Origin of the sequence: Shewanella sp. GutCb (assembly GCF_002836135.1) — a bacterium.
GTDB lineage: Bacteria > Pseudomonadota > Gammaproteobacteria > Enterobacterales > Shewanellaceae > Shewanella.
Genome location: NZ_PJBL01000021.1, coordinates 1 through 19,194, shown reverse-complemented (window position 1 = coordinate 19,194; position 19,194 = coordinate 1). Strand labels below are relative to the sequence as shown.

At 45.9% G+C, this 19,194-nt stretch carries 17 protein-coding genes and 1 pseudogene; 7 read left to right on the top strand and 11 right to left on the bottom strand.

Features of this window, described 5'->3' with window-relative positions:
* Nucleotides 1-2: 2 nt before the first annotated feature.
* From fdxH to zntR, 4 genes are all read right to left on the bottom strand, one after another.
* Complete coding sequence (gene fdxH, locus CXF86_RS12620; RefSeq protein ID WP_101090358.1) at nucleotides 3-911, bottom strand: formate dehydrogenase subunit beta; 909 nt, start codon at nucleotides 909-911, stop codon at nucleotides 3-5.
* A 2-nt stretch (nucleotides 912-913) separates the two neighbouring features.
* Nucleotides 914-3,934 carry a formate dehydrogenase-N subunit alpha gene (fdnG, locus tag CXF86_RS12615; protein ID WP_145991689.1) on the bottom strand — a complete coding sequence of 1,007 codons (3,021 nt, stop codon included), beginning with the start codon at nucleotides 3,932-3,934 and terminating at the stop codon, nucleotides 914-916.
* Nucleotides 3,935-4,860: 926 nt separating this feature from the next.
* On the bottom strand, nucleotides 4,861-6,192 hold the full coding sequence (locus CXF86_RS12605; protein WP_101090360.1) for an SO_0444 family Cu/Zn efflux transporter: 1,332 nt from the start codon (nucleotides 6,190-6,192) through the stop codon (nucleotides 4,861-4,863).
* Nucleotides 6,193-6,194: 2 nt separating this feature from the next.
* Entirely contained in the window at nucleotides 6,195-6,698 is a 504-nt protein-coding gene (gene zntR / locus CXF86_RS12600; protein WP_101090361.1) for a Zn(2+)-responsive transcriptional regulator, read from the bottom strand.
* Nucleotides 6,699-7,020: 322 nt separating this feature from the next.
* Between zntR and purH the strand changes: the two genes are divergently transcribed.
* The 3 genes from purH to CXF86_RS12585 all read left to right on the top strand — a co-directional run bounded on the left by purH (nucleotide 7,021) and on the right by CXF86_RS12585 (nucleotide 10,721).
* Complete coding sequence (gene purH / locus CXF86_RS12595; RefSeq protein ID WP_102039143.1) at nucleotides 7,021-8,610, top strand: bifunctional phosphoribosylaminoimidazolecarboxamide formyltransferase/IMP cyclohydrolase; 1,590 nt, start codon at nucleotides 7,021-7,023, stop codon at nucleotides 8,608-8,610.
* A 179-nt stretch (nucleotides 8,611-8,789) separates the two neighbouring features.
* The gene (gene purD, locus CXF86_RS12590) at nucleotides 8,790-10,091 is read left to right on the top strand and encodes a phosphoribosylamine--glycine ligase (RefSeq protein ID WP_101090363.1); all 1,302 of its coding nucleotides are present in this window, start codon (nucleotides 8,790-8,792) and stop codon (nucleotides 10,089-10,091) included.
* A 411-nt stretch (nucleotides 10,092-10,502) separates the two neighbouring features.
* Complete coding sequence (locus tag CXF86_RS12585; protein WP_101090365.1) at nucleotides 10,503-10,721, top strand: hypothetical protein; 219 nt, start codon at nucleotides 10,503-10,505, stop codon at nucleotides 10,719-10,721.
* Between the two features lie 18 nt (nucleotides 10,722-10,739).
* Here the strand turns inward: CXF86_RS12585 and CXF86_RS12580 are convergent.
* Together CXF86_RS12580 and CXF86_RS22590 are read right to left on the bottom strand one after the other, a co-directional pair.
* A pseudogene (locus tag CXF86_RS12580) lies at nucleotides 10,740-11,542 on the bottom strand (SDR family oxidoreductase).
* Nucleotides 11,543-11,606: 64 nt separating this feature from the next.
* A complete protein-coding gene (locus CXF86_RS22590; protein ID WP_145991688.1) occupies nucleotides 11,607-11,765 on the bottom strand; it encodes an EAL domain-containing protein in 159 nt (52 codons plus the stop codon).
* A 130-nt stretch (nucleotides 11,766-11,895) separates the two neighbouring features.
* Between CXF86_RS22590 and CXF86_RS12575 the strand changes: the two genes are divergently transcribed.
* The 4 genes from CXF86_RS12575 to CXF86_RS12560 all read left to right on the top strand — a co-directional run bounded on the left by CXF86_RS12575 (nucleotide 11,896) and on the right by CXF86_RS12560 (nucleotide 15,780).
* Entirely contained in the window at nucleotides 11,896-12,597 is a 702-nt protein-coding gene (locus tag CXF86_RS12575; RefSeq protein ID WP_101090367.1) for a spondin domain-containing protein, read from the top strand.
* An 11-nt stretch (nucleotides 12,598-12,608) separates the two neighbouring features.
* Nucleotides 12,609-13,340, top strand: coding sequence for a spondin domain-containing protein (locus tag CXF86_RS12570; protein ID WP_101090368.1), 732 nt, complete (start codon nucleotides 12,609-12,611; stop codon nucleotides 13,338-13,340).
* Between the two features lie 89 nt (nucleotides 13,341-13,429).
* Nucleotides 13,430-14,167, top strand: coding sequence for a response regulator transcription factor (locus CXF86_RS12565; protein WP_102039142.1), 738 nt, complete (start codon nucleotides 13,430-13,432; stop codon nucleotides 14,165-14,167).
* A gap of 140 nt (nucleotides 14,168-14,307) precedes the next feature.
* Nucleotides 14,308-15,780 carry a sensor histidine kinase gene (locus CXF86_RS12560; RefSeq protein ID WP_101090370.1) on the top strand — a complete coding sequence of 491 codons (1,473 nt, stop codon included), beginning with the start codon at nucleotides 14,308-14,310 and terminating at the stop codon, nucleotides 15,778-15,780.
* A 440-nt stretch (nucleotides 15,781-16,220) separates the two neighbouring features.
* On the opposite strand, the gene CXF86_RS12555 is transcribed toward CXF86_RS12560, so the two are convergent.
* The 5 genes from CXF86_RS12555 to CXF86_RS12535 all read right to left on the bottom strand — a co-directional run.
* Complete coding sequence (locus tag CXF86_RS12555) at nucleotides 16,221-16,511, bottom strand: cytochrome c3 family protein (RefSeq protein WP_101090371.1); 291 nt, start codon at nucleotides 16,509-16,511, stop codon at nucleotides 16,221-16,223.
* A 21-nt stretch (nucleotides 16,512-16,532) separates the two neighbouring features.
* Nucleotides 16,533-17,474, bottom strand: coding sequence for a cytochrome c nitrite reductase subunit NrfD (gene nrfD, locus CXF86_RS12550; RefSeq protein ID WP_101090372.1), 942 nt, complete (start codon nucleotides 17,472-17,474; stop codon nucleotides 16,533-16,535).
* On the bottom strand, nucleotides 17,471-18,148 hold the full coding sequence (locus CXF86_RS12545; protein ID WP_101090373.1) for a 4Fe-4S dicluster domain-containing protein: 678 nt from the start codon (nucleotides 18,146-18,148) through the stop codon (nucleotides 17,471-17,473). Before CXF86_RS12545 ends, nrfD begins: the two co-directional genes overlap by 4 nt.
* Before the next feature lie 15 nt (nucleotides 18,149-18,163).
* Nucleotides 18,164-18,631: a cytochrome c3 family protein gene (locus CXF86_RS12540; RefSeq protein WP_102039141.1), complete on the bottom strand. Its 468-nt coding sequence runs from the start codon at nucleotides 18,629-18,631 to the stop codon at nucleotides 18,164-18,166.
* A gap of 86 nt (nucleotides 18,632-18,717) precedes the next feature.
* Nucleotides 18,718-19,194 (bottom strand): DUF2726 domain-containing protein (locus tag CXF86_RS12535; RefSeq protein ID WP_102039140.1); only part of this gene is annotated, 477 nt, incomplete at its 5' end.

Sequence of the window (19,194 nt, the reverse complement as noted above, 5' to 3'; positions counted from 1 at the left end):
CGTTACTCCTTATCTGACTTGCTTGGGTGAGAGTGATCGAACGCAGCAGGTTCATCTTCTTCGACGATATTGCGGCCCACAGTGATACGGTGCAGACAAGCCACCGCCACAGTGGCGATAATCCCTGCAGCTCCCAAAGGTTTGACTAGGTCTTGCCATAGTTTGATCGACAAGCTGGTCTTTGGATCAGCGGGTAAACCATAACTTTGTGGGTCATCGATATCATGCAAAATCATCATCATACCGGTACCGCCAACCCCTTTTGGGTTATACAATCCAGCCTTAGTAAAGCCCTTTTCGTGAAGTTGCTTAATACGCATATCTGCGATAAAAAGCATGTCTTCACGAGTACCAAACTTCAGCGCGCCAGTGGTACATGACTTCACACATGAGGGTTCCTGACCCACTTGCAATCGGTCAGAACACATGGTGCATTTGTAGGCTTTTTGATCCACAGAGTCGAGCTTAGGGACATCAAATGGACAAGCGGTTACGCAATATCCACAGCCGATACATTTGTCAGAGTCAAAGTCCACAATACCGTTGGCATGTTGAACAATGGCATCTTTGGTCGAACAAGCGGTCAAGCAAGCTGGATCATCACAATGCATGCAGGCTGTATGAGTAAACTGCCAACGTAGTAGCTTGTCTTTCTCATCGGTAACCTCGTTAAACTTCATCAGAGTCCAGCACTCGGAGGAAAGGTCCGCCGGGTTTTGGTAGCTACCAGTAAACTCACCTATGGGTGCCCGCAGATCGTTCCACTCAGAGCAGGAAACCTGACAAGCCTTACAGCCGTTACACTTGGTGGCATCAAATAACTTGGCCACCTTGCTCAGTTTCTTTCTTACCTGCGCCGCGGGGCTGAGCCTAGAGGTGCCGGAGCTTAAAATAATATCTTGAGTAGACATAATTAGATCGCCTCCACCTTAGTAACATTTACCAGGAATGCCTTAAATTCAGGCACCTGAGTATTTGCATCACCGACTTCTGTGGTCAGAACATTACAACTGCTGCTCTTGCGAGTTAGCGCGTTATAACCGCCATGACGCGGTAATCCCACGGTGTGCACTAGCTGTCCATGAACCTTGAGCGGTTGTAGGCGCTTAGTCACTAATGCCTTGGTCTGCAACTCCCCACGTTTAGAACTCACGGTGACCCAATCGCCGCTGTTAATCCCTTTAGCTGCCGCCAATACTTCGTCAATTTCAACAAACGTCTCAGGCATCGAGATAGCCGCTAAACGACAATGCGCAGTCCAGAAGTTAAAGTGTTCAGTCACACAGTATGTGGTACACACATACGGATATTCCTTATGCGAACCTAAGGTTTCTGCTACACCATCGAGCATACGTACCGCAGGATTACTAACAACTTTTGGATGCAATGGATTGGTGCCAATAGGCGATTCCATGGGCTCATAATGCTCAGGGAAAGGTCCTTCAGCCAGGTGTTTAAGGGCAAAGAAACGTCCAACACCTTCTTGTTGCATAATAAACGGATGAGCCGATTCTTGTGGTGTCAGCTTCATATTGAAGTCACCTACATCGATGCCATGCCATTTATCATGCTTCCACTCCACAATGGTTCGCTTTGGATCCCAAGGCTTGCCATTAACGTCACATGACGCGCGGTTGTAGAGCACTCTACGATTAGAAGGCCACGCGAATGACCAACCCGGAGTGATACCTTTGCCGGACGGATCCGAGTTATCACGGCGGGCCATCAAGTTGCCCTCTTCGGTCCAAGAACCCGAGTAGATCCAGCAGCCACAGGCAGTACTACCGTCATCTTTAAGCTGACTGAAACTATCCAGCTGCTTACCCGTTTTAAGATCAATACCGTTGAGCTCTTTTGCCACTTCCGACCCATGCGGGAAATGAGAGTCGTGATAGCCAGCCCAGTTAATCGCATTTATCGGCTCAGGCAATACGCCGCCTTCCTCTTTATAAAGCGCTCGGAGCTTCATCAAGATACCGGATAAGATCGCAGCATCAGGCTTAGACTCACCTGGTGCATTCGCGCCTTTCCAGTGCCACTGCATCCAGCGACCCGAGTTGACAATACAGCCTTCCTCTTCGGCAAACAGGGTTGTCGGCAGACGGAAAACCTGTGTCTGGATCTGGCTTGGATCGACATCATTAAACTTGTCGTCTTTTTTCCAGAAGACGGATGTTTCTGTCGCGAGTGGATCCATCACCACCATGAACTTCAGCTTGCTAAATGCCGCTAACGTCTTGTTACGGTTCGGCATAGAGTTAATCGCGTTAACCCCTTGAATAAAATAGCCATTAACCTCGCCGTGGTACATCATGTCGATGTGTTTAGTGAAGTCATATTGCTGATCCCACTTCGGTAACCAGTCATAACCGAAACTGTTTTCTTTGGTGGCGTTCTCGCCCCAGAAACTCTTCATCTGAGAGATGAAAAACTTAGGGTAGTTTGACCAATAGTTGGTCTGACCCGGACGCAGTGGTTTTGGCGTATGGTGTTCGAGATAGGTGTGTAAACTCGTATCTTTATCACTCGGTAATTTGAGGTAACCAGGCAGTGCCTGACACAGTAGCCCCATATCCGTTGCGCCCTGCACATTTGAGTGACCACGAAGTGCGTTCACACCACCACCGAGTACGCCAATATTGCCCAGTAATAGCTGAACCATGGCCATAGAACGGATATTTTGCGTGCCCTTAGTGTGGTGAGTCCAACCTAAGGCGTACATGAAGGTTGCTGCTTTGTCATGGGTGTAGGTGCTGCCGATGATGGCACACACTTTTTCATAATCCTCAACAGGGGTACCTGTGATGTTGCTGACGGTGTCAAAATCGTAGCGTTCCACATGCTGTTTCAGCAGGTTCCATACACAGCGAGGATGTTCAAAACTTTCGTCGACTTTGGCATAACCGTCTTCATCAAGCTCGTAGTACCAAGTCTCTTTGTCATAGGTGCGACTCTTCTCATCGAAACCACTGAACAGACCTTCATTAAATTCGAAATCTTCACGGACGATATAAGAGGCATTGGTATAAGCCTTCACATAGTCATAGTTAACTTGTTTAGTTTCAATCAGGTACCGGCTTAAGCCGAGCAAAAAGGCGATATCTGTACCACTGCGCAAAGGCGCGTAGCAATCCGACAGTGCAGCACTGCGGTTATAACGAGGGTCGACAACAACCAGTTTGGCGTTATTGTGTTCCATGGCTTCTGTTACCCAGCCGAAACCGACAGGGTGTGCTTCGGCGGCATTACCGCCCATGATCACCACGACATTGGAGTTCTTAATATCGATCCAGTGGTTGGTCATGGCACCGCGCCCAAATGTTGGAGCAAGACTTGCTACCGTTGGGGAGTGTCAGTTACGTGCAATAGTATCGATGGCAACGAGGCCAAGAGAACGGGCAAATTTATGGGTAATATAAGCGCCTTCGTTTGGCTGTGCAGAGGAGGTCATCATCCCCGTGCTCAACCAGCGGTTTACCGTGGTTCCATCGCTGTTCTTTTCGATAAAGTTTGCATCACGGTCATCTTTCATCAAGCGAGCAATACGACCGAATGCCTCATTCCAGCTAATGCGTTTCCATTCATTAGTACCTGGTTCACGTACTTCAGGAAAGTGGTTACGGTTCGGACTGTTCACATAGTCCACCAGGCCTGCACCTTTAGGGCAAAGTGAGCCGCGGTTAACCGGATGGTCCGCATCGCCTTCAATGTGGAAAATAGATTTTTCGGCATTTTTGCCGTTACTGCCATGGCTGTACATCAATAAGCCACAACCCACTGAACAATAACAACAGTTATTGCGGGTCTCTTTCGCTCTTAGTAGTTTAAACTCACGAACCGCAGCAAACGCTTTACTGGGCAACAGCCCAAGTGCAGAGATCGCTGAGGTTGCAGTACTACTCGCGCACAGTTTAAAAAACTGACGTCTGTTCATATTACCCTCACACAATTAGTTTTCTTTCTACCCAGGCCGAGGTTCTCATCTCGACACTGTAGTTTGGTTTTTGTCGTTAACTTGTCTTGCTAAGCCGCACGCTAAACGAAGACGCGTCAACGCCAACGGATTATCCCTAAAGTCACCTATACCGACAATTACTAACGCACGATCGAGATCACAACAAAACACCAACAGAATTAAATGCCAAAAAATAATAGAAACTCAGCATTTATGCCTAATAATGCAATCAGAGATCAAGAGGTATAGCATTAAACACCCTTCAACTCACAAATAACGAGAGAGGACAATTTAACCCACTCAAAACGACAATATGTCCCTAAAGGTGTCGACGTAAAAAGATAAATAGAGACTATGATAAAAACGTAATTCCGTTAGAAAAGGCCTCCATATCAGGCTTGCAAGGGAATATAAGCCTGCAACATGCCGATATCGATTATAAATAACAAAGGCTATTCAATTTTTCAGAAGGCTATTTATTTATATCGAGACAATATGGCGCACCTATAACGTCACTGTGGCAGCGACTAATTTAGATTTAACTGGAAATAGGGCCAAATTGCCGTTGCCGTAATTTGCACAGCTCTAGGTCGAAGAGATGATATTTGCAGCATTGAACGAGGGACATGCTGTTTTTAGCACCATGTTTGGATGAAGATGATGAAATATTGATATCGAAAATGAACATAATATGACTGCTACTATGTTCAATAGTGATGAGTGTTTGTTGATCCACAGCAAACCGCGGCGGACTAAATGGTCGATAGTTTAAGCACTCTCGTCACCTCACAGTCTCAACAGACAGCTTTAATGAATATAAAAAAAGACACTCAATGAGTGCCTTTTTTCTGCTGCCAATCTATACACCCATCAATTTAATGCATAAGCCTATACGATGGGTAACACTATGAGCAGCAATCTCGACGCCACCAGTTTTTAGGTAGCATGTCTAAAAAGACTTTAGCCATAAGTATGGCAAGCACAATACCTGAAGTGTAGACAATCGCCGCTGGCAACAAGTTATGTTGCTCACCAATCTGCGGCATAACCACAAAACCAAAGGTTTCGACAAGGTAGTTGACGATAATGCCCGAGACTAATGCCACGCCCAATACACCGCCTAAATAACCAAATAGCGCGCGCTTGCCTAGTTCTTTAGTCACCACGCCTAAGGTGGCTATATTCGTCGCAGGGCCCGCCAACATAAACACCAATACTGCACCAGGTGAAACGCCAGCCAGTAGTAAACCCGCCGCAATAGGCGTTGATGCTGTCGCGCAGATATACATAGGGACAGAAATTACGACCATTACCAACATCGCTAAAATGCCATCGCCCCATTTTGCCATAAAGTCAGCGGGGACATAAGTTTGTACTAAGGCGGCAAAAAATAAACCGACCAATAACCACACTGTAGTATCACGCACTAAATCTGTCGCCGCAAAATGTAAGCCTTTACCGATACGACTAATAACCGAAGTGCCTTTTAACTCGGTAGCGATATCTTTCGTCGACTCGCAGCAGCTTTCAGTTTCAGCGGTAGTGTCTGACGACTTTGAACTGCAACATGACGAAGTGGCAGCTTCAGTCTGAATTGGCGCTGTTTTTTTACTGCTACAGCAACTTGATTGCTTAGCCCCTGCTGCTTGGTTTAAATTCAGTGGTGCAGCATTGACTGGCATTGACATTACGCTGCTATCTGCAACCGGTTTCATACTCAGCGGTGCTTTCTTTTCACTTGCACAGCATGAGCTAGTGGCCACTTTAGGTTCCGCTTTCTTACTACTACAGCATGATGATGTCTCGGCTTGCTTAGCTTGATCGGCTGCGGGTTTGCCGTCATCGTCGTCACGTCCGACTAATAGGCCTGCCACAATTGCACTGATAACAGCTGCTATTGGCCTAACAATCGCCATGAATGGGCCGAGCAACACGTAAGACACCGTCACTGAGTCAACCCCAGTTTCTGGCGTAGAGACTAAAAAGGAGGTAGTGGCAGCCTTTGATGCTCCGCTACGGCGCAAGCCGACTGCCGCAGGAATAACACCACATGAACATAAAGGTAAAGGCGCACCCAGTACGGCCGCTTTAACTACGGTTTTAAAACCGTGGCCGCCAAGTTGTTTTTGCATCCAAGCCATAGGCACAAACATTTTGAGCATGCCCGCCAACACTAAGCCCAATAACAGCCAAGGCGCCGAGTCTAAAAAAAGGTCGATAAAGTTGTTTAATAACATAACTATTTCTCTTGTGAATTCTTAACCGCTGATTTGTCTTGGCACGTTTTAGTAAACTGGGCATCGTCGTGAGTATGGCTATGATTTTCACAGCGAATGTTCTCAGTACTCGACTCTAACGCTTCTAAAATGGAGCAATGTTCTGCGCTTTCAGGCCCACCGCAACACGCTTGAGATAGTCGTTGCAAAGAGAGTTGAAAATGGTTCAGTTCGGCAATCTTGGCCTCAACATTAGCCAGCTTATCGTCAACTAATCCTTTAACATCAGCACAGGCCCAATTGGACTTGTCTAACTCAATCGACAGCAGTTCCGCTATTTCTGCTAGTGTAAAACCGACCGCTTTAGCACGCAAAATAAAGCGTAAGCGTTCAGCATCAGCTTGGGTATAGATACGATAACCCGAATCTGTTCTCGATGAAGGTGATAACAGACCATGTTTCTCGTAGAACCTTAACGTATCCGTTCTGACCTCACACAACTGTGCCAGCTCACCAATTCGATACATCATTCTCTCCTAATCTCACCGCGATAGACTGCCAAATATTGCCGATGCGATATTTATCAATGTTCAAAGTATAAACCTTGGAGTTGTATCCAAGGTCAAGGCTATCTTGAACAAAAAACTGGATCAATGCTTGTTCTGTTTACCGTATTGTGAAATCGCGCAGAAAAAAACACCGTCAAGGATAAAACTGCGTTAAAATATACGCGCCGTGACGGGAGAGTAAATTGAGGGACTTTTGGAAAGCAGTGTAGGCGTTCGCAAACGCAATACTGTTCTGTTTTCCGAAAGATCCTTAAAATAACTACTGGACCCTATACCTACAATGAATAATGCCAGACCTATTCGTCGCGCGCTGTTAAGCGTTTCAGATAAAACCGGAATCTTAGAGTTTGCACAAGCGCTGCATGCTCAAGGTGTTGAGCTACTATCTACTGGTGGCACTGCCCGCCTGTTGGCAGATAATGGTGTGCCAGTCATTGAAGTATCGGATTATACTGGCCACCCAGAAATAATGGATGGCCGTGTCAAAACTTTGCACCCGAAAGTGCATGGTGGAATTTTGGCACGCCGTGGTATAGACGAGCTTGTAATGGAGCAAAACAACATCAACCCTATCGATTTGGTTGCTGTTAACTTATATCCATTTGCAGAAACCGTCGCAAAAGAAGGTTGCACCCTTGCGGACGCTATCGAGAATATCGATATTGGCGGCCCAACGATGGTTCGCTCAACCGCTAAAAACCATAAAGATACTACCATAGTGGTTAACGCTAACGACTACGGCCGTGTTATTGCAGAAATGAACGCAAATAACGGCAGTACTACGCTGGAAACACGTTTTGATCTCGCGATTGCGGCGTTTGAGCACACTGCTGCATATGATGGCATGATCGCTAACTACTTCGGCACTAAGGTCCCTGCACATAGCAAAGACGAGTGTCATGAAGACTCTAAGTTCCCACGCACTTACAATACTCAATTAGTTAAAAAGCAAGATCTGCGTTATGGCGAAAATAGCCATCAAACAGCCGCTTTTTACGTTGATATCCATATCGATGAAGCCTCTGTTGCAACTGCCGTTCAGTTGCAAGGCAAAGCATTGTCTTATAACAATATCGCCGATACGGACTCAGCACTTGAATGTGTTAAAGAGTTTAATGAGCCAGCATGTGTCATCGTGAAACATGCTAACCCTTGTGGTGTGGCTATTGGTAAAAACCTGTTAGAAGCCTATAACCGTGCATTCCAAACCGACCCAACGTCAGCGTTTGGTGGCATTATCGCCTTTAACCGCGAGTTAGATGCAGCCACCGCAGCAGCGATTGTTGAGCGTCAATTTGTTGAAGTGATCATTGCCCCGTCTGTTAGCCAAGCAGCACGCGACATTGTTGCAGCAAAGGTTAACGTACGCGTACTTGAATGTGGACAATGGGCTAGCAAGACTAAGAGCCTTGATTACAAACGTGTTAACGGTGGCTTATTGCTGCAAGATCGCGACCAAGGCATGGTTGGATTGGATGATGTTAAAGTCGTCTCTAAACGCCAACCGACAGCTAGCGAAATGAAAGATCTTATGTTCTGCTGGAAAGTGGCTAAGTTTGTCAAATCAAACGCGATTGTTTACGCTAAAAACAGCATGACAATCGGTGTTGGCGCAGGCCAAATGAGCCGAGTGTATAGCGCTAAAGTGGCAGGTATTAAAGCGGCTGACGAAGGGCTAGTCGTTCAAGACTCAGTGATGGCATCTGATGCGTTCTTCCCATTCCGTGACGGTATTGATGCTGCTGCCGCTGCTGGCATTAGCTGTATCATCCAACCTGGTGGCTCTATTCGTGACCAAGAGATTATCAATGCGGCAGATGAGCACGGCATGGCAATGGTGTTTACTGGCATGCGTCACTTCCGTCATTAATTTATAAGCAGATTCTAGATCCTAGATTTTAGGATTTAGAGTTTCCAACAAAATTAATTTTAGGGTTTAGCGCAAAGTCATCGATTCTTGGGTAAAGAAAACACACGCAATGTATGCCAATACATGAGTATGTTTGATGCCAAACAAGGATTGATGAAGAAGCGATAAAGGATAAAAAAATGAAAGTATTAGTTATTGGTGGAGGCGGTCGCGAACATGCATTGGCATGGAAAGCGGCGCAATCAGCACAAGTTGAAACTGTTTTTGTTGCACCCGGTAATGCTGGCACCTCTTTAGAGCCAAAGTTAGAAAACGTGGCGATTAACGTTGAAGAGATCACTGCATTGGTGGCTTTCGCAGCAGAGCAAAAAGTGGCTATTACCATTGTAGGCCCTGAAGTCCCACTCGCATTGGGGCTTGTAGATGCTTTCAATGAAGCCGGCTTGCCCATTTTTGGCCCAACTCAAGGTGCTGCGCAGCTAGAATCTTCCAAAGCTTTCACTAAAGACTTTTTAGCACGCCACAATATTCCAACCGCGGCTTACTCAAACTTTACCGACATTGCGCCCGCTAAGGCTTATGTAACAGAATTAACGGCGACAACGGGTTACCCGGTCGTGATTAAGGCTGATGGTTTAGCGGCAGGTAAAGGCGTGATTATTGCCGCTGACCAAACTGAAGCGAATGCGGCAATTGACGATATGCTGGCCGGTAACCTCTTTGGTGAAGCGGGTTCTCGGGTTGTTATCGAAGAGTTCCTAAAAGGCGAAGAAGCCAGCTTTATCGTGATGGTTGATGGCAAGAACATTCTGGCGATGGCCACCAGCCAAGACCATAAAGCACGAGACAATGGCGATCATGGTCCCAACACTGGCGGTATGGGTGCATACTCCCCCGCCCCTGTTGTGACTCAAGCCGTACATGATTGGACCATTGATCACGTAATTCGCCCAACGGTTGATGGCATGGCCGCTGAAGGTAATGTTTACACTGGTTTCCTATATGCTGGTTTGATGATTTCACCCGATGGCAGCGCAAAAGTGCTTGAGTACAACTGCCGCTTTGGTGATCCAGAAACTCAGCCGATCATGATGCGTCTTAAATCTGATCTAGTAGAACTGTGTTTAGCCTCAACTCGTGGCGAGCTAGATCAAGTGACCGCAGAGTTTGATTCACGTGCCGCTGTCGGCGTGGTATTAGCCGCTGGCGGTTACCCAGATGCATATCGAAAGCACGATGTGATTGAGGGTTTAGACTTAGGCAATAACGATGCGAAAGTGTTTCATGCTGGCACCAGCATGCAAGATGGTAAAGTCGTGACCAATGGTGGCCGTGTGCTATGCGCTACCGCTTTGGGCAATACAGTGACTGAAGCACAGGCATCTGCTTACCAATTGGTTGACGCTATCCATTGGGATGACGTGTATTTTCGTACCGATATCGCCTACCGTGCTATCGCTCGTGAGAATGGTAAAAGCTAAATCGCTAAGCATTTAATCTCAATTAAAAGCCCAGTGAAAACTGGGCTTTTTTATATCTATTTAACGCTAGAGAGGAGTGGATATACATTGCTGTATAAGCTGAGTTATTGGGATACTGGGTATTTCAGCACCGAATATGCCACTCTAGTACCATGCCACTATCGCGAGAGAAAATAGCTAACGTTTCCCTATAGCCTAAAAACAACAACCGCCGAGTCATACATTATGACTTTTGACAGTTTTATTTTTATCCCATGTTGTCAGATACTTATCCTTACCTCGTTAGATTGCCAACCTCTAAAAAATAGCACTTTTGTGATCAAGATAACAAAAAGTTCTACACTCAAAGCGCACTATATTTATTCTAAAAAATAATATTGAAACAAACAAATCACTAAATAGGGGTTACTTATGAAATATTCACTTGGCGATCTTGTCTATCAAGGCGAAACATCTGGCGTCCATAATTGGGATACCTTAGCGGGCACCTCATTTTATTGGCATCCTGATTGGTTACATATTGCAGAAAATATGACTGGCCATACGCCAGCAATAACCATTGAACCAACCAAAAGTGCAACGACTAAAGAGGATGCGGCAGCCGCTATCGTTAAGCATCTTAATAAGTAACCGTGATTAATTGATTCGCTAACGGCCTGATGCTATGGCATTACGAGTGATTTTGTCGATCAGGCCGGGGGCGATTATTTTAAAAAATCGTCCTATAGACCTCTAAATGAGGTGATCAACAATCGTTTACGCTGCGCTATTGCGGGTAGCATTAGCTGTGCACATCGGTCAGCCGTCATGATTTTAGACTCTTGCATTGGCGTGGTCCCCAAAGGGTTTCCTTGACCATCTAGAGCTCTTTTATGGGTTTGAGTCACAACAAAATCTGGGCAGATCACTGTCACCGCAACATTATCGTCGCTTAACTCAATTCTCAACGAATCAAAGAAGCCAATCACCGCATGTTTAGAAGCGGCATAACCGCTACGAGCGGGTACTCCTGTCATTCCAGTAATCGAAGCCACGGCAACAATCTGACCTTCAGTCTGTTTAAGATAGGGGATCGCGGCATGACTAAGATAGGCTGGGGCCAAGTAGTTTACCTGCATTATTTGAGATAACACGCTTAAGTCTGTCAGTTCATCAAAGCGTGACCACATTGTCATGCCGGCATTATTGATTAGAATATCTAAACGCCCAAAACGCGCTATACATGCTTCAATTAAACTTTTGCACTGTGACGGTTGCGCTAAATCGGCTGCACACACCAAAGGCGGCAATCCTAATATTGTGAGCTCTGATGCTAAGGACGCTAATCGCTGTTGATTACGAGCACTAATCACTAATTGACAACCTAAGGGCGCAAGTGCAATGGCTAAGGCACGCCCAATACCTTCTGAGGCCCCCGTAACAATAATGACTTTGTCTTTGAAGCTATTCATATTTAACCCACATTTATCGCGATAACCCCAAATTCACATATAAAGCGTTAAACCGCAACTATCGCTATGCCGACCGTTGCAGCAGCGCATTAATTGGCTGGTAAGAATCTAGAGCCTGTGGCCGACCGATAGCATAGCCCTTGGCGTAGTTGACCCCAATTAGCTTGAGCTTAACAATAATCTCTTGGGTTTCAATAAACTCCGCCACGGTCTCGTTATCCATGACAATAAAACGCTGAAAAAATGATTAAGCAGTGATTTACTTACCATTGTTATACTTTTGTGATTATTTGGAGATACTCAGGTGATATCCCGTCGTCATGCTTTAACTATTCAGACAACGGAGATATACCATGAATGTTAACCACGTAACCAAAGCCCTCATACTAGGAAGTTTAATGAGCCTGCCTGCAACCGCTGCAGAGCTTGAGATCAGTGTGACAAATCTAACCCACGGTAACTATTTTACCCCGTTACTCATTGCTGCACATGATATGGATAGCCATCTATTTCAGGCCGGTGAGATGGCAACGCCTGCGCTACAAAAAATGGCTGAAGGGGGTGATATTGGCGATCTAGATGCTGCTGTTACAGGTGCTGGCGGTGTGACGATAGCCAACCCTGCGATGGGACTACTGGCGCCGAGTGCTAAAGTTGCAAGCATTATGCTCGATAGTGGTGAAATGACGCACTTATCGATTACCGCGATGGTATTGCCGACTAACGATGCATTTGTCGGCTTAGATGCTTGGAAGATCCCAACGGAAGCTGGCACTTATACTTTTACCCTTAATGCCTATGATGCTGGTACCGAAGCCAATGATGAGATCATTAATGGTGGCGGAGCAGCAGGAACGCCTGGGATCCCAGCAGCACCTGGTGGCGATGGCGGCATGAACGCCACTGGCGTAATGGATAGCAGTAGCAATGATAAAGTGCATATTCACCCTGGTGTGTTAGGTGATACTGACGTAAATGCTGGCACAAGTGATTTAGACAGCCGTGTTCATCGCTGGTTAAACCCTGTAGCTCGAGTGACTGTTGTCGTGAAATAGGAGATCAAACTATGAACTATCCTAAACTGAACTTTAAATACAGTGCCACGGCAATCATCGCTGTTGCAGCCATGAGCTTAGCGGGCTGCTCTGATAACGACAATGATTCATCTGCACCCGTCGAGCCGCCCGTCGTGGCACCTGTGATGCAAGACTACAGTGTGATGATAACCAACTTAACGGCTAACCAGCCAATGTCTCCGGTCGCTGTCGTGGCTCAAGAGAGCGGTAGTCGACTTTGGAGTACTGGTATGGCCGCCAGTGTTGCACTCGAGACCCTAGCTGAATCGGGTGATAGTAGTGAACTCGCAGGCGAAACGGGTGTCAATGAGCTCTTTAGCGGCGACGGAGTCTTAGTGCCAGGCGCCACTCAATCAATAACAATGAGCCTAGAGCAATCAAGCGTAGCAGACCTGTCTATCGTCACTATGCTCGTTAACACTAATGATGCTTTCGCAGGCACTACAGGTTTTAATCTTTCAACATTAGCTGTTGATGACACAACCACATTGCGAGTCATTGCATACGATGCTGGCACTGAGGCTAACTCTGAAGAAAAAGGGACAATACCTGGGCCTGCTGATGGCGGTGAAGGTTTTAATGCAGCCCGCGATGATAACGACAAAGTCCATGGTCATCCCGGTGTAATAAGTGCTGATGATGGACTCACTGATTCGGTATTGTCAGCTTCTCATCGCTTCGATAATCCCGTTATGATGATTAAGATCACGCGCACTAAATAGTCGCCAATGCTTAATTGATTAAAAAATTATCGAAATAAAAGTTCTTAAAGGTAGGTCTTGTTAAAAGGGATCGCCTTTGGGAGCTCGTCATGAACAGATCGAATACCACTTTCACCTCTGTTTCAAGCAAGAAAATATTATTGATTGAAGATGAACAAGACTTAGCAAAACTGGTCATGCTGAACCTTAAAAGCATGAATCATACAGTCACCCATTGCACCACTCTGCAGCAAGCTAGCCAAGTGATAGCGACCAAGCAGATCGATCTGATTTTAATGGACAGAATGTTACCAGACGGCGATGGCATTACCCTTTGCCAACAGATCCGTGAAGCCGGTAATGAGATCCCCTGTATGTTACTAACAGCGAGAGACTCAGAAGCTGATGTGGTATTGGGTCTAGAGTCCGGTGCCGATGATTATCTTGTAAAACCTTTTAGCGTGTTAGAGCTCAGAGCTCGAGTCAAAGCATTACTGAGGCGAGGTAAACAGATTGAACATCAAGATGACTCATTAGAGTTCAATGGCATCACCATTAATTGTAGTACCCGCGAAGTCATCGCCTTTAATGAAACCTTAGCACTCACAGCTCGAGAGTTTGACCTATTACTTTATCTTGCTCAGCACCCTAAGCAGGTTTTCAGTCGCATGCAGCTTTTAGATGCCGTTTGGGGTTATTCCTACTCTGGCTATGAACATACCGTTAATACTCATATCAATCGCTTACGTAACAAATTAGCGCAGAGTTCATCCACCGCCGATTTAGTCAAAACGGTTTGGGGGGTTGGCTATAAATTTACCCCACCAGCCAATCAAGCCACTGCCTAGCTTGAGGTAAAAAGTCGTCATAGATGATCGTAAAGGCTAGCCTAAACGGAAAATGATAACGCCTAGTAGTATCGAAGCGGCATCACCTAACATCAAAATGGAAATCGCTGTTCATCACGGCTAGCGACGGAGAAAAACCAATGAAGAGTTTATTTGGCCGCATATTATTGGCTGCCACCTTAGTTATTTTTATCCTCTTTATCGCACTGTGGCAGTGGTTACAATTCAGCCAAGACTTTAGCCGCAATCAAATTCAGCAATCATTACACCGAGATCTTGCTGAACATATGGCGCATATCAATCCACTCCTCTCGCAAGGGATCACCTCTGACGCAGCCTTAAAAGAAGCCTTTCACGACTTTATGTTATTGGGGCCGAGCTTTGAGATCTATACCTTAGATCGCCAAGGCAAGGTTATTGCCTACGACGCCAAAGAGGAAAAAATTAAGCAATCGCAAATTGACACCAACATCATTGATGATTTTATTCAGGGAGCAAACTTGCCGTTACTCGGCACCGATCCGAGATCTTCCAGTAAAGATAAGATTTTCTCCGCCGCAAGATTACTCGCACCAGACGGACAACAGACGGGTTATCTCTATGTCATTATTGGTGGAGAAGACTTTGATGCTTGGCAGTCAATTGTCAGCGAGCACCAAGCACCACAGTTTTGGACCACTGCGATTTTAATCGCCATAGGTTTCGCTTTGGTACTGTTCGTGTTGCTGCTCAAGTTATTTACCGCCCCACTCAGCCGCCTAGAAAACGACTTGCGTTTAGTCGCTAGCCAGCAGTTAAACGCTGGCGTTGTATTACCAAGGCAATACACCGGCAGCAGTGAAATCAATAAACTCAGCAGCCATATAAATACCTTACTTGAAGCATTGAGTCAGCAACATCAAGCGATTAACCGCCAGCAAGAAGAACGGCATGAGTTTATGTTGCACCTGTCGCACGACTTAAAGACCCCGCTCACATCACTGCAAGGTTATATCGACACTTGGCTATTATTACCACCACATGAACGTAGCAGCGACTTAATCGAAGTGGCAGCCAATGCCAGCCAACATCTGCAGCAACTCTTAGGGCAAATGCTTGAGTTAGAGGCGCTAGAAAATGGCCAAGTAACCCCAAATTGGAATGAGCTCCATCTGGTCGATTTACTGGAAGAGCTGCAGTTAACGTTTGCGCCTAGAGCAAACAGCAAAAAAGTAATGTTGAACTTTGTAGACAGCCACAACTTAACCGTTCGCACCGATCGACAACTATTGTTGCGGATCCTCAACAACTTAATTGATAACGCCATACGCTACACCCCAGAACAGGGAATGATTAAGATCCAAACCATCCGGGATCTGGCCACAAATAAAGTTTGGCTACAAGTTAGCGACAATGGTTCAGGTATGCATAAACATGAGCTAACAGCATTAAAGCGAATGACGCAAAAACCACTCGCAATGATGGCAAAACAAACCGCATTACCGCAATTAGGCGTAGGACTGGCCATCGTGCGGCAGTTACTGGAGATCTTGCAGTGTGATATTGAAATTAGCAGTCAGCCAGGAAAAGGCACTACGTTTAATATCAAGCTACAGGTGGTTTCGCAGTCATAGAGTTTATCTCGAACTATACGCGTTTAGGCACTCTGACAGAGTTAATCTAAGCAAAGCGTAGTACAGAACAAAGCTATCGAAAAGTGATAGGGAGCATGTCCCTGTGTTTAGGATAGAAATCTTGGAAAGGTGCAGAATCGACACTTGCAGCCGCTGAGCTTTAGTGAATGATCAATCAGGCCAGACCAAGGTCATTATGGTCAGTTAGAGCAACGTCTAAAAAAGAAAGACCACCCTCGTGAGGGAGTGGCCAAACCCATTTGGAGGTTGGGTGCGACTCTAAAGTTTAAGAGTGAGGCAAATAAAATGGCGTCCTGCCCAAGTACATCCTTGTCGTACGGTAAAATAAATGGCTAAAGCAAGCCTGCTTGGACCAGTGTTCGTCAGTCAGCTCTTATTGGTGGCTGGCTTCAACTTAATCAGACTTGTCCACGATCGAATTAGTGACAACGACTGCAGGAGTCCTTAGCCAATGCTTCCTCATGCACCAGATGACAGTCATTACACAACATGGCGCCTTCATGATTCTTATGAACATCACTGTCCAACTCCTTCAAGGGCCCGTGGCAAGAGGCACAAGCCTCATTTTCAAAGGCCCCATCGTCCGAGGGGACCCCATCTTCGTGGCAGGCTTCACACCCTGACATTTTGGTATGGGAATCAGCAATTCCCCCCGCAAATACTGCTCCAGAGAAACTTAGTAGTATTGATAATACTAAGGCTTTAAACATGGTGAACTCCAAATTTGATAGTTAAGCGACAGTCATTTGTCCGGTATAGAGAATAAAATTACGCAGCAGTAATACTCCAATCAGGCTGCAACTGGCGGTGATAGCGACATAGGAGAATTTTCGCTTCGAAGACGCTTTCATGAAGAGATTAAACGCCAGTGGTAAACTTAGACCCAACACGACTATTCCCCCCCAGAATACCCAGCCCCAAAAACCTTCTCCGATGGCTCTCATGGCAGCGATTTTGCTCTGCCCCCCCGAGAGGATGAGTCCGATGAAGAAGGTAAACAACAGCACCATCTCCACCAAAATGATCGGGATCTCTATATTGTGTATGAAATGCACTTCTTTGCCGTCTGGATCTCCTTTAAGCAACACACCACCGAGCAAGGTTCCAGCAGCACCAGAAGACAAGCCAGAGATCAAAAATAGCAAGGGCAATACCGGATTATTCAACATAGGATACGTGGTCAGCGCAGAAAGCAGGAAGCCGGTGTAAGCCCCCAGAGAAATCGCGAATATGGCTAAAAATCCCGTAATGCTTGGCTCATGCTTAACCAGAGTATTCAGTAACCTGATCACTAGAGGCCAACGGCCATTACACCAATTCAGTACCGGCGCTTTAAATACACAGATTAACCAGGCAAAGAGGATCAGTTGATAGATCATAAGTACGGCAACACCAACAGACATCACGGAAGTACTATTGTAAAAAACCAAGATCTTCCAAAAATCGAATGGCTTGGTAAGATCTAGCACCAAAATCCCGAGCCCTGCGAAGACGGCTAGGGGAGCGATGAGACAAGCGGCCTGAATGAAACCGGATTTATACGCGTCTTTACCCAACTTAAAATGTTTGAGTAATATGGCAAAGGATATTGCTCCGGCGGATACTCCAGCCAGAAACAGATAAATGGCGATTGGCCAATGCCAGACTAGGCCATCAAAATGGAATGGACTCATAGCGTTATATCCCCTTCTTGTGATGCAATACGGAAAACTTTAGGCCGAGTGCCAAGCTCAGTCTTACTGCGATAATTGGGAGCGGTCTTAAGTACTTTGACAAGATTTGAGTCAGGATCTTTCAAATCCCCAAAGGTTAGTGCCTGGGTCGGACATGCTGACACGCATGCGGGCTGTCTCCCCTCTTTTAAGCGCGTCTCTTTGCAGAAATCACATTTATCAGCGGCATGGGTTACAGGATTAATAAAGCGCACCTGATAGGGACAGGCGGCGATACAATATTGGCAACCAACACACTTCCAGGAATTGACACTGACTATGCCCGTTTCAGGATCTTTATAAGCGGCCCCGGTGGGGCAAACTTTGACACATGGGGCATCTTCACATTGCTGGCAAGATTTACGCGTAAAACGAAAATATTGCTCTGGATATTCCCCATAAGGCCCTTCACGCTCAATCTCCAAACGACTGACCCCCTCGGGAACCTGATTCACCTCTCGGCAGGCAATGGAGCAGGCATCACAACCAATACATTTCGTTTCATCATGCACCAAGGCATATTTTTTCCCATCCATTTCCACAGACTCAGTGGAACTCTTAGCAATCGTATAACCCGATGCGGCAACGACGACAGCACACGCGCTCTTAAGGAAGAGTCTTCTTGAGTTTTTCATTGGGTATCCTCCTGGTTATTTGGCACTATGGCAGCCGCTGCACATTTCGCTACGTTCAGGCGCTGTCACGCCTATGATAGGGTCGACTTCAGGGTGTAGCTGATGGCAACTGGCACAATTAACCTTGTTGGAATGCACATCGTGGGTCCAATCGGCCTGACTCAGCGTTTCTACATCATGACATTGAAGACATACCGCAGTTTGAACTGCACTTTTGGCGACAGATTTAGTGCCAAACCCAATAAGCTCGGATGCTTTTCGAGGATGGCCTGTCTTTTCTCCGTGGCAATTTTGGCAAGTTAGATCCAATGCATCATTAGCATGAAGCCCAAACATTTTCCCGTTGCGCTTGTGGCACATGATGCATTGTTTATTCTGGTTTATTTTTAACTCCGCTGTCGCTGCAGTCACTACAGCAGAGTAGGATCCCAGCACTAGCACGGATACCAGTAATGGGACGGAAAATCTATCAATTCTGGACATAATGAGCCCTCACATAACGAGTGATACTGATTTATAATAAAATAGAAAAGGTGATGCCGCAGTCGATGCTACGGCACTCAGTTCGACTATGCGGCTAAGCCATTTCTGATAAGACTTTCATCCCACTTTTGATTCTTGGCCAGGTGAATGACTTTAACCCCGACTTCGGCTAATGAATTATCAATAAATTTAGATTGCTCGGGGGAGTTATGCTCAGGATCGGTGATCACTAGTTTTACTGATGAGGATTGACTATCGACCAGCACATAATCCAGATGACATCCTCTTAGATAGGAATGGACATCGGTTGACGTTTCCGCTTTATCAATATCTAGAATGCTATCGAGACAGGTTCCATATAAAATATTGTATTTGTCTTTAACTATGGTATTTAAATTATTAATGAAGCAGGCCGCTTTAGGTTCCATTGGGTGACGGCTAAATTTTATGTCCTCCCAAATAGATTCCGTATCGGTTGGTTTAAAAAACTTTATACAAGTAAGCGTAAACATCACTAAAACAAATGGCACCACAAGGAAAAAAACAAAGTACATAAAAGCATA

Coding starts and splice junctions, on each gene's coding strand:
- fdxH (WP_101090358.1), bottom strand. CDS start 911: ATGTCTACTCAAGATATTATTTTAAGCTCCGGCACCTCTAGGCTCAGC.
- CXF86_RS12605 (WP_101090360.1), bottom strand. CDS start 6,192: ATGTTATTAAACAACTTTATCGACCTTTTTTTAGACTCGGCGCCTTGG.
- zntR (WP_101090361.1), bottom strand. CDS start 6,698: ATGTATCGAATTGGTGAGCTGGCACAGTTGTGTGAGGTCAGAACGGAT.
- purH (WP_102039143.1), top strand. CDS start 7,021: ATGAATAATGCCAGACCTATTCGTCGCGCGCTGTTAAGCGTTTCAGAT.
- purD (WP_101090363.1), top strand. CDS start 8,790: ATGAAAGTATTAGTTATTGGTGGAGGCGGTCGCGAACATGCATTGGCA.
- CXF86_RS12585 (WP_101090365.1), top strand. CDS start 10,503: ATGAAATATTCACTTGGCGATCTTGTCTATCAAGGCGAAACATCTGGC.
- CXF86_RS22590 (WP_145991688.1), bottom strand. CDS start 11,765: ATGGATAACGAGACCGTGGCGGAGTTTATTGAAACCCAAGAGATTATT.
- CXF86_RS12575 (WP_101090367.1), top strand. CDS start 11,896: ATGAATGTTAACCACGTAACCAAAGCCCTCATACTAGGAAGTTTAATG.
- CXF86_RS12570 (WP_101090368.1), top strand. CDS start 12,609: ATGAACTATCCTAAACTGAACTTTAAATACAGTGCCACGGCAATCATC.
- CXF86_RS12565 (WP_102039142.1), top strand. CDS start 13,430: ATGAACAGATCGAATACCACTTTCACCTCTGTTTCAAGCAAGAAAATA.
- CXF86_RS12560 (WP_101090370.1), top strand. CDS start 14,308: ATGAAGAGTTTATTTGGCCGCATATTATTGGCTGCCACCTTAGTTATT.
- CXF86_RS12555 (WP_101090371.1), bottom strand. CDS start 16,511: ATGTTTAAAGCCTTAGTATTATCAATACTACTAAGTTTCTCTGGAGCA.
- nrfD (WP_101090372.1), bottom strand. CDS start 17,474: ATGAGTCCATTCCATTTTGATGGCCTAGTCTGGCATTGGCCAATCGCC.
- CXF86_RS12545 (WP_101090373.1), bottom strand. CDS start 18,148: ATGAAAAACTCAAGAAGACTCTTCCTTAAGAGCGCGTGTGCTGTCGTC.
- CXF86_RS12540 (WP_102039141.1), bottom strand. CDS start 18,631: ATGTCCAGAATTGATAGATTTTCCGTCCCATTACTGGTATCCGTGCTA.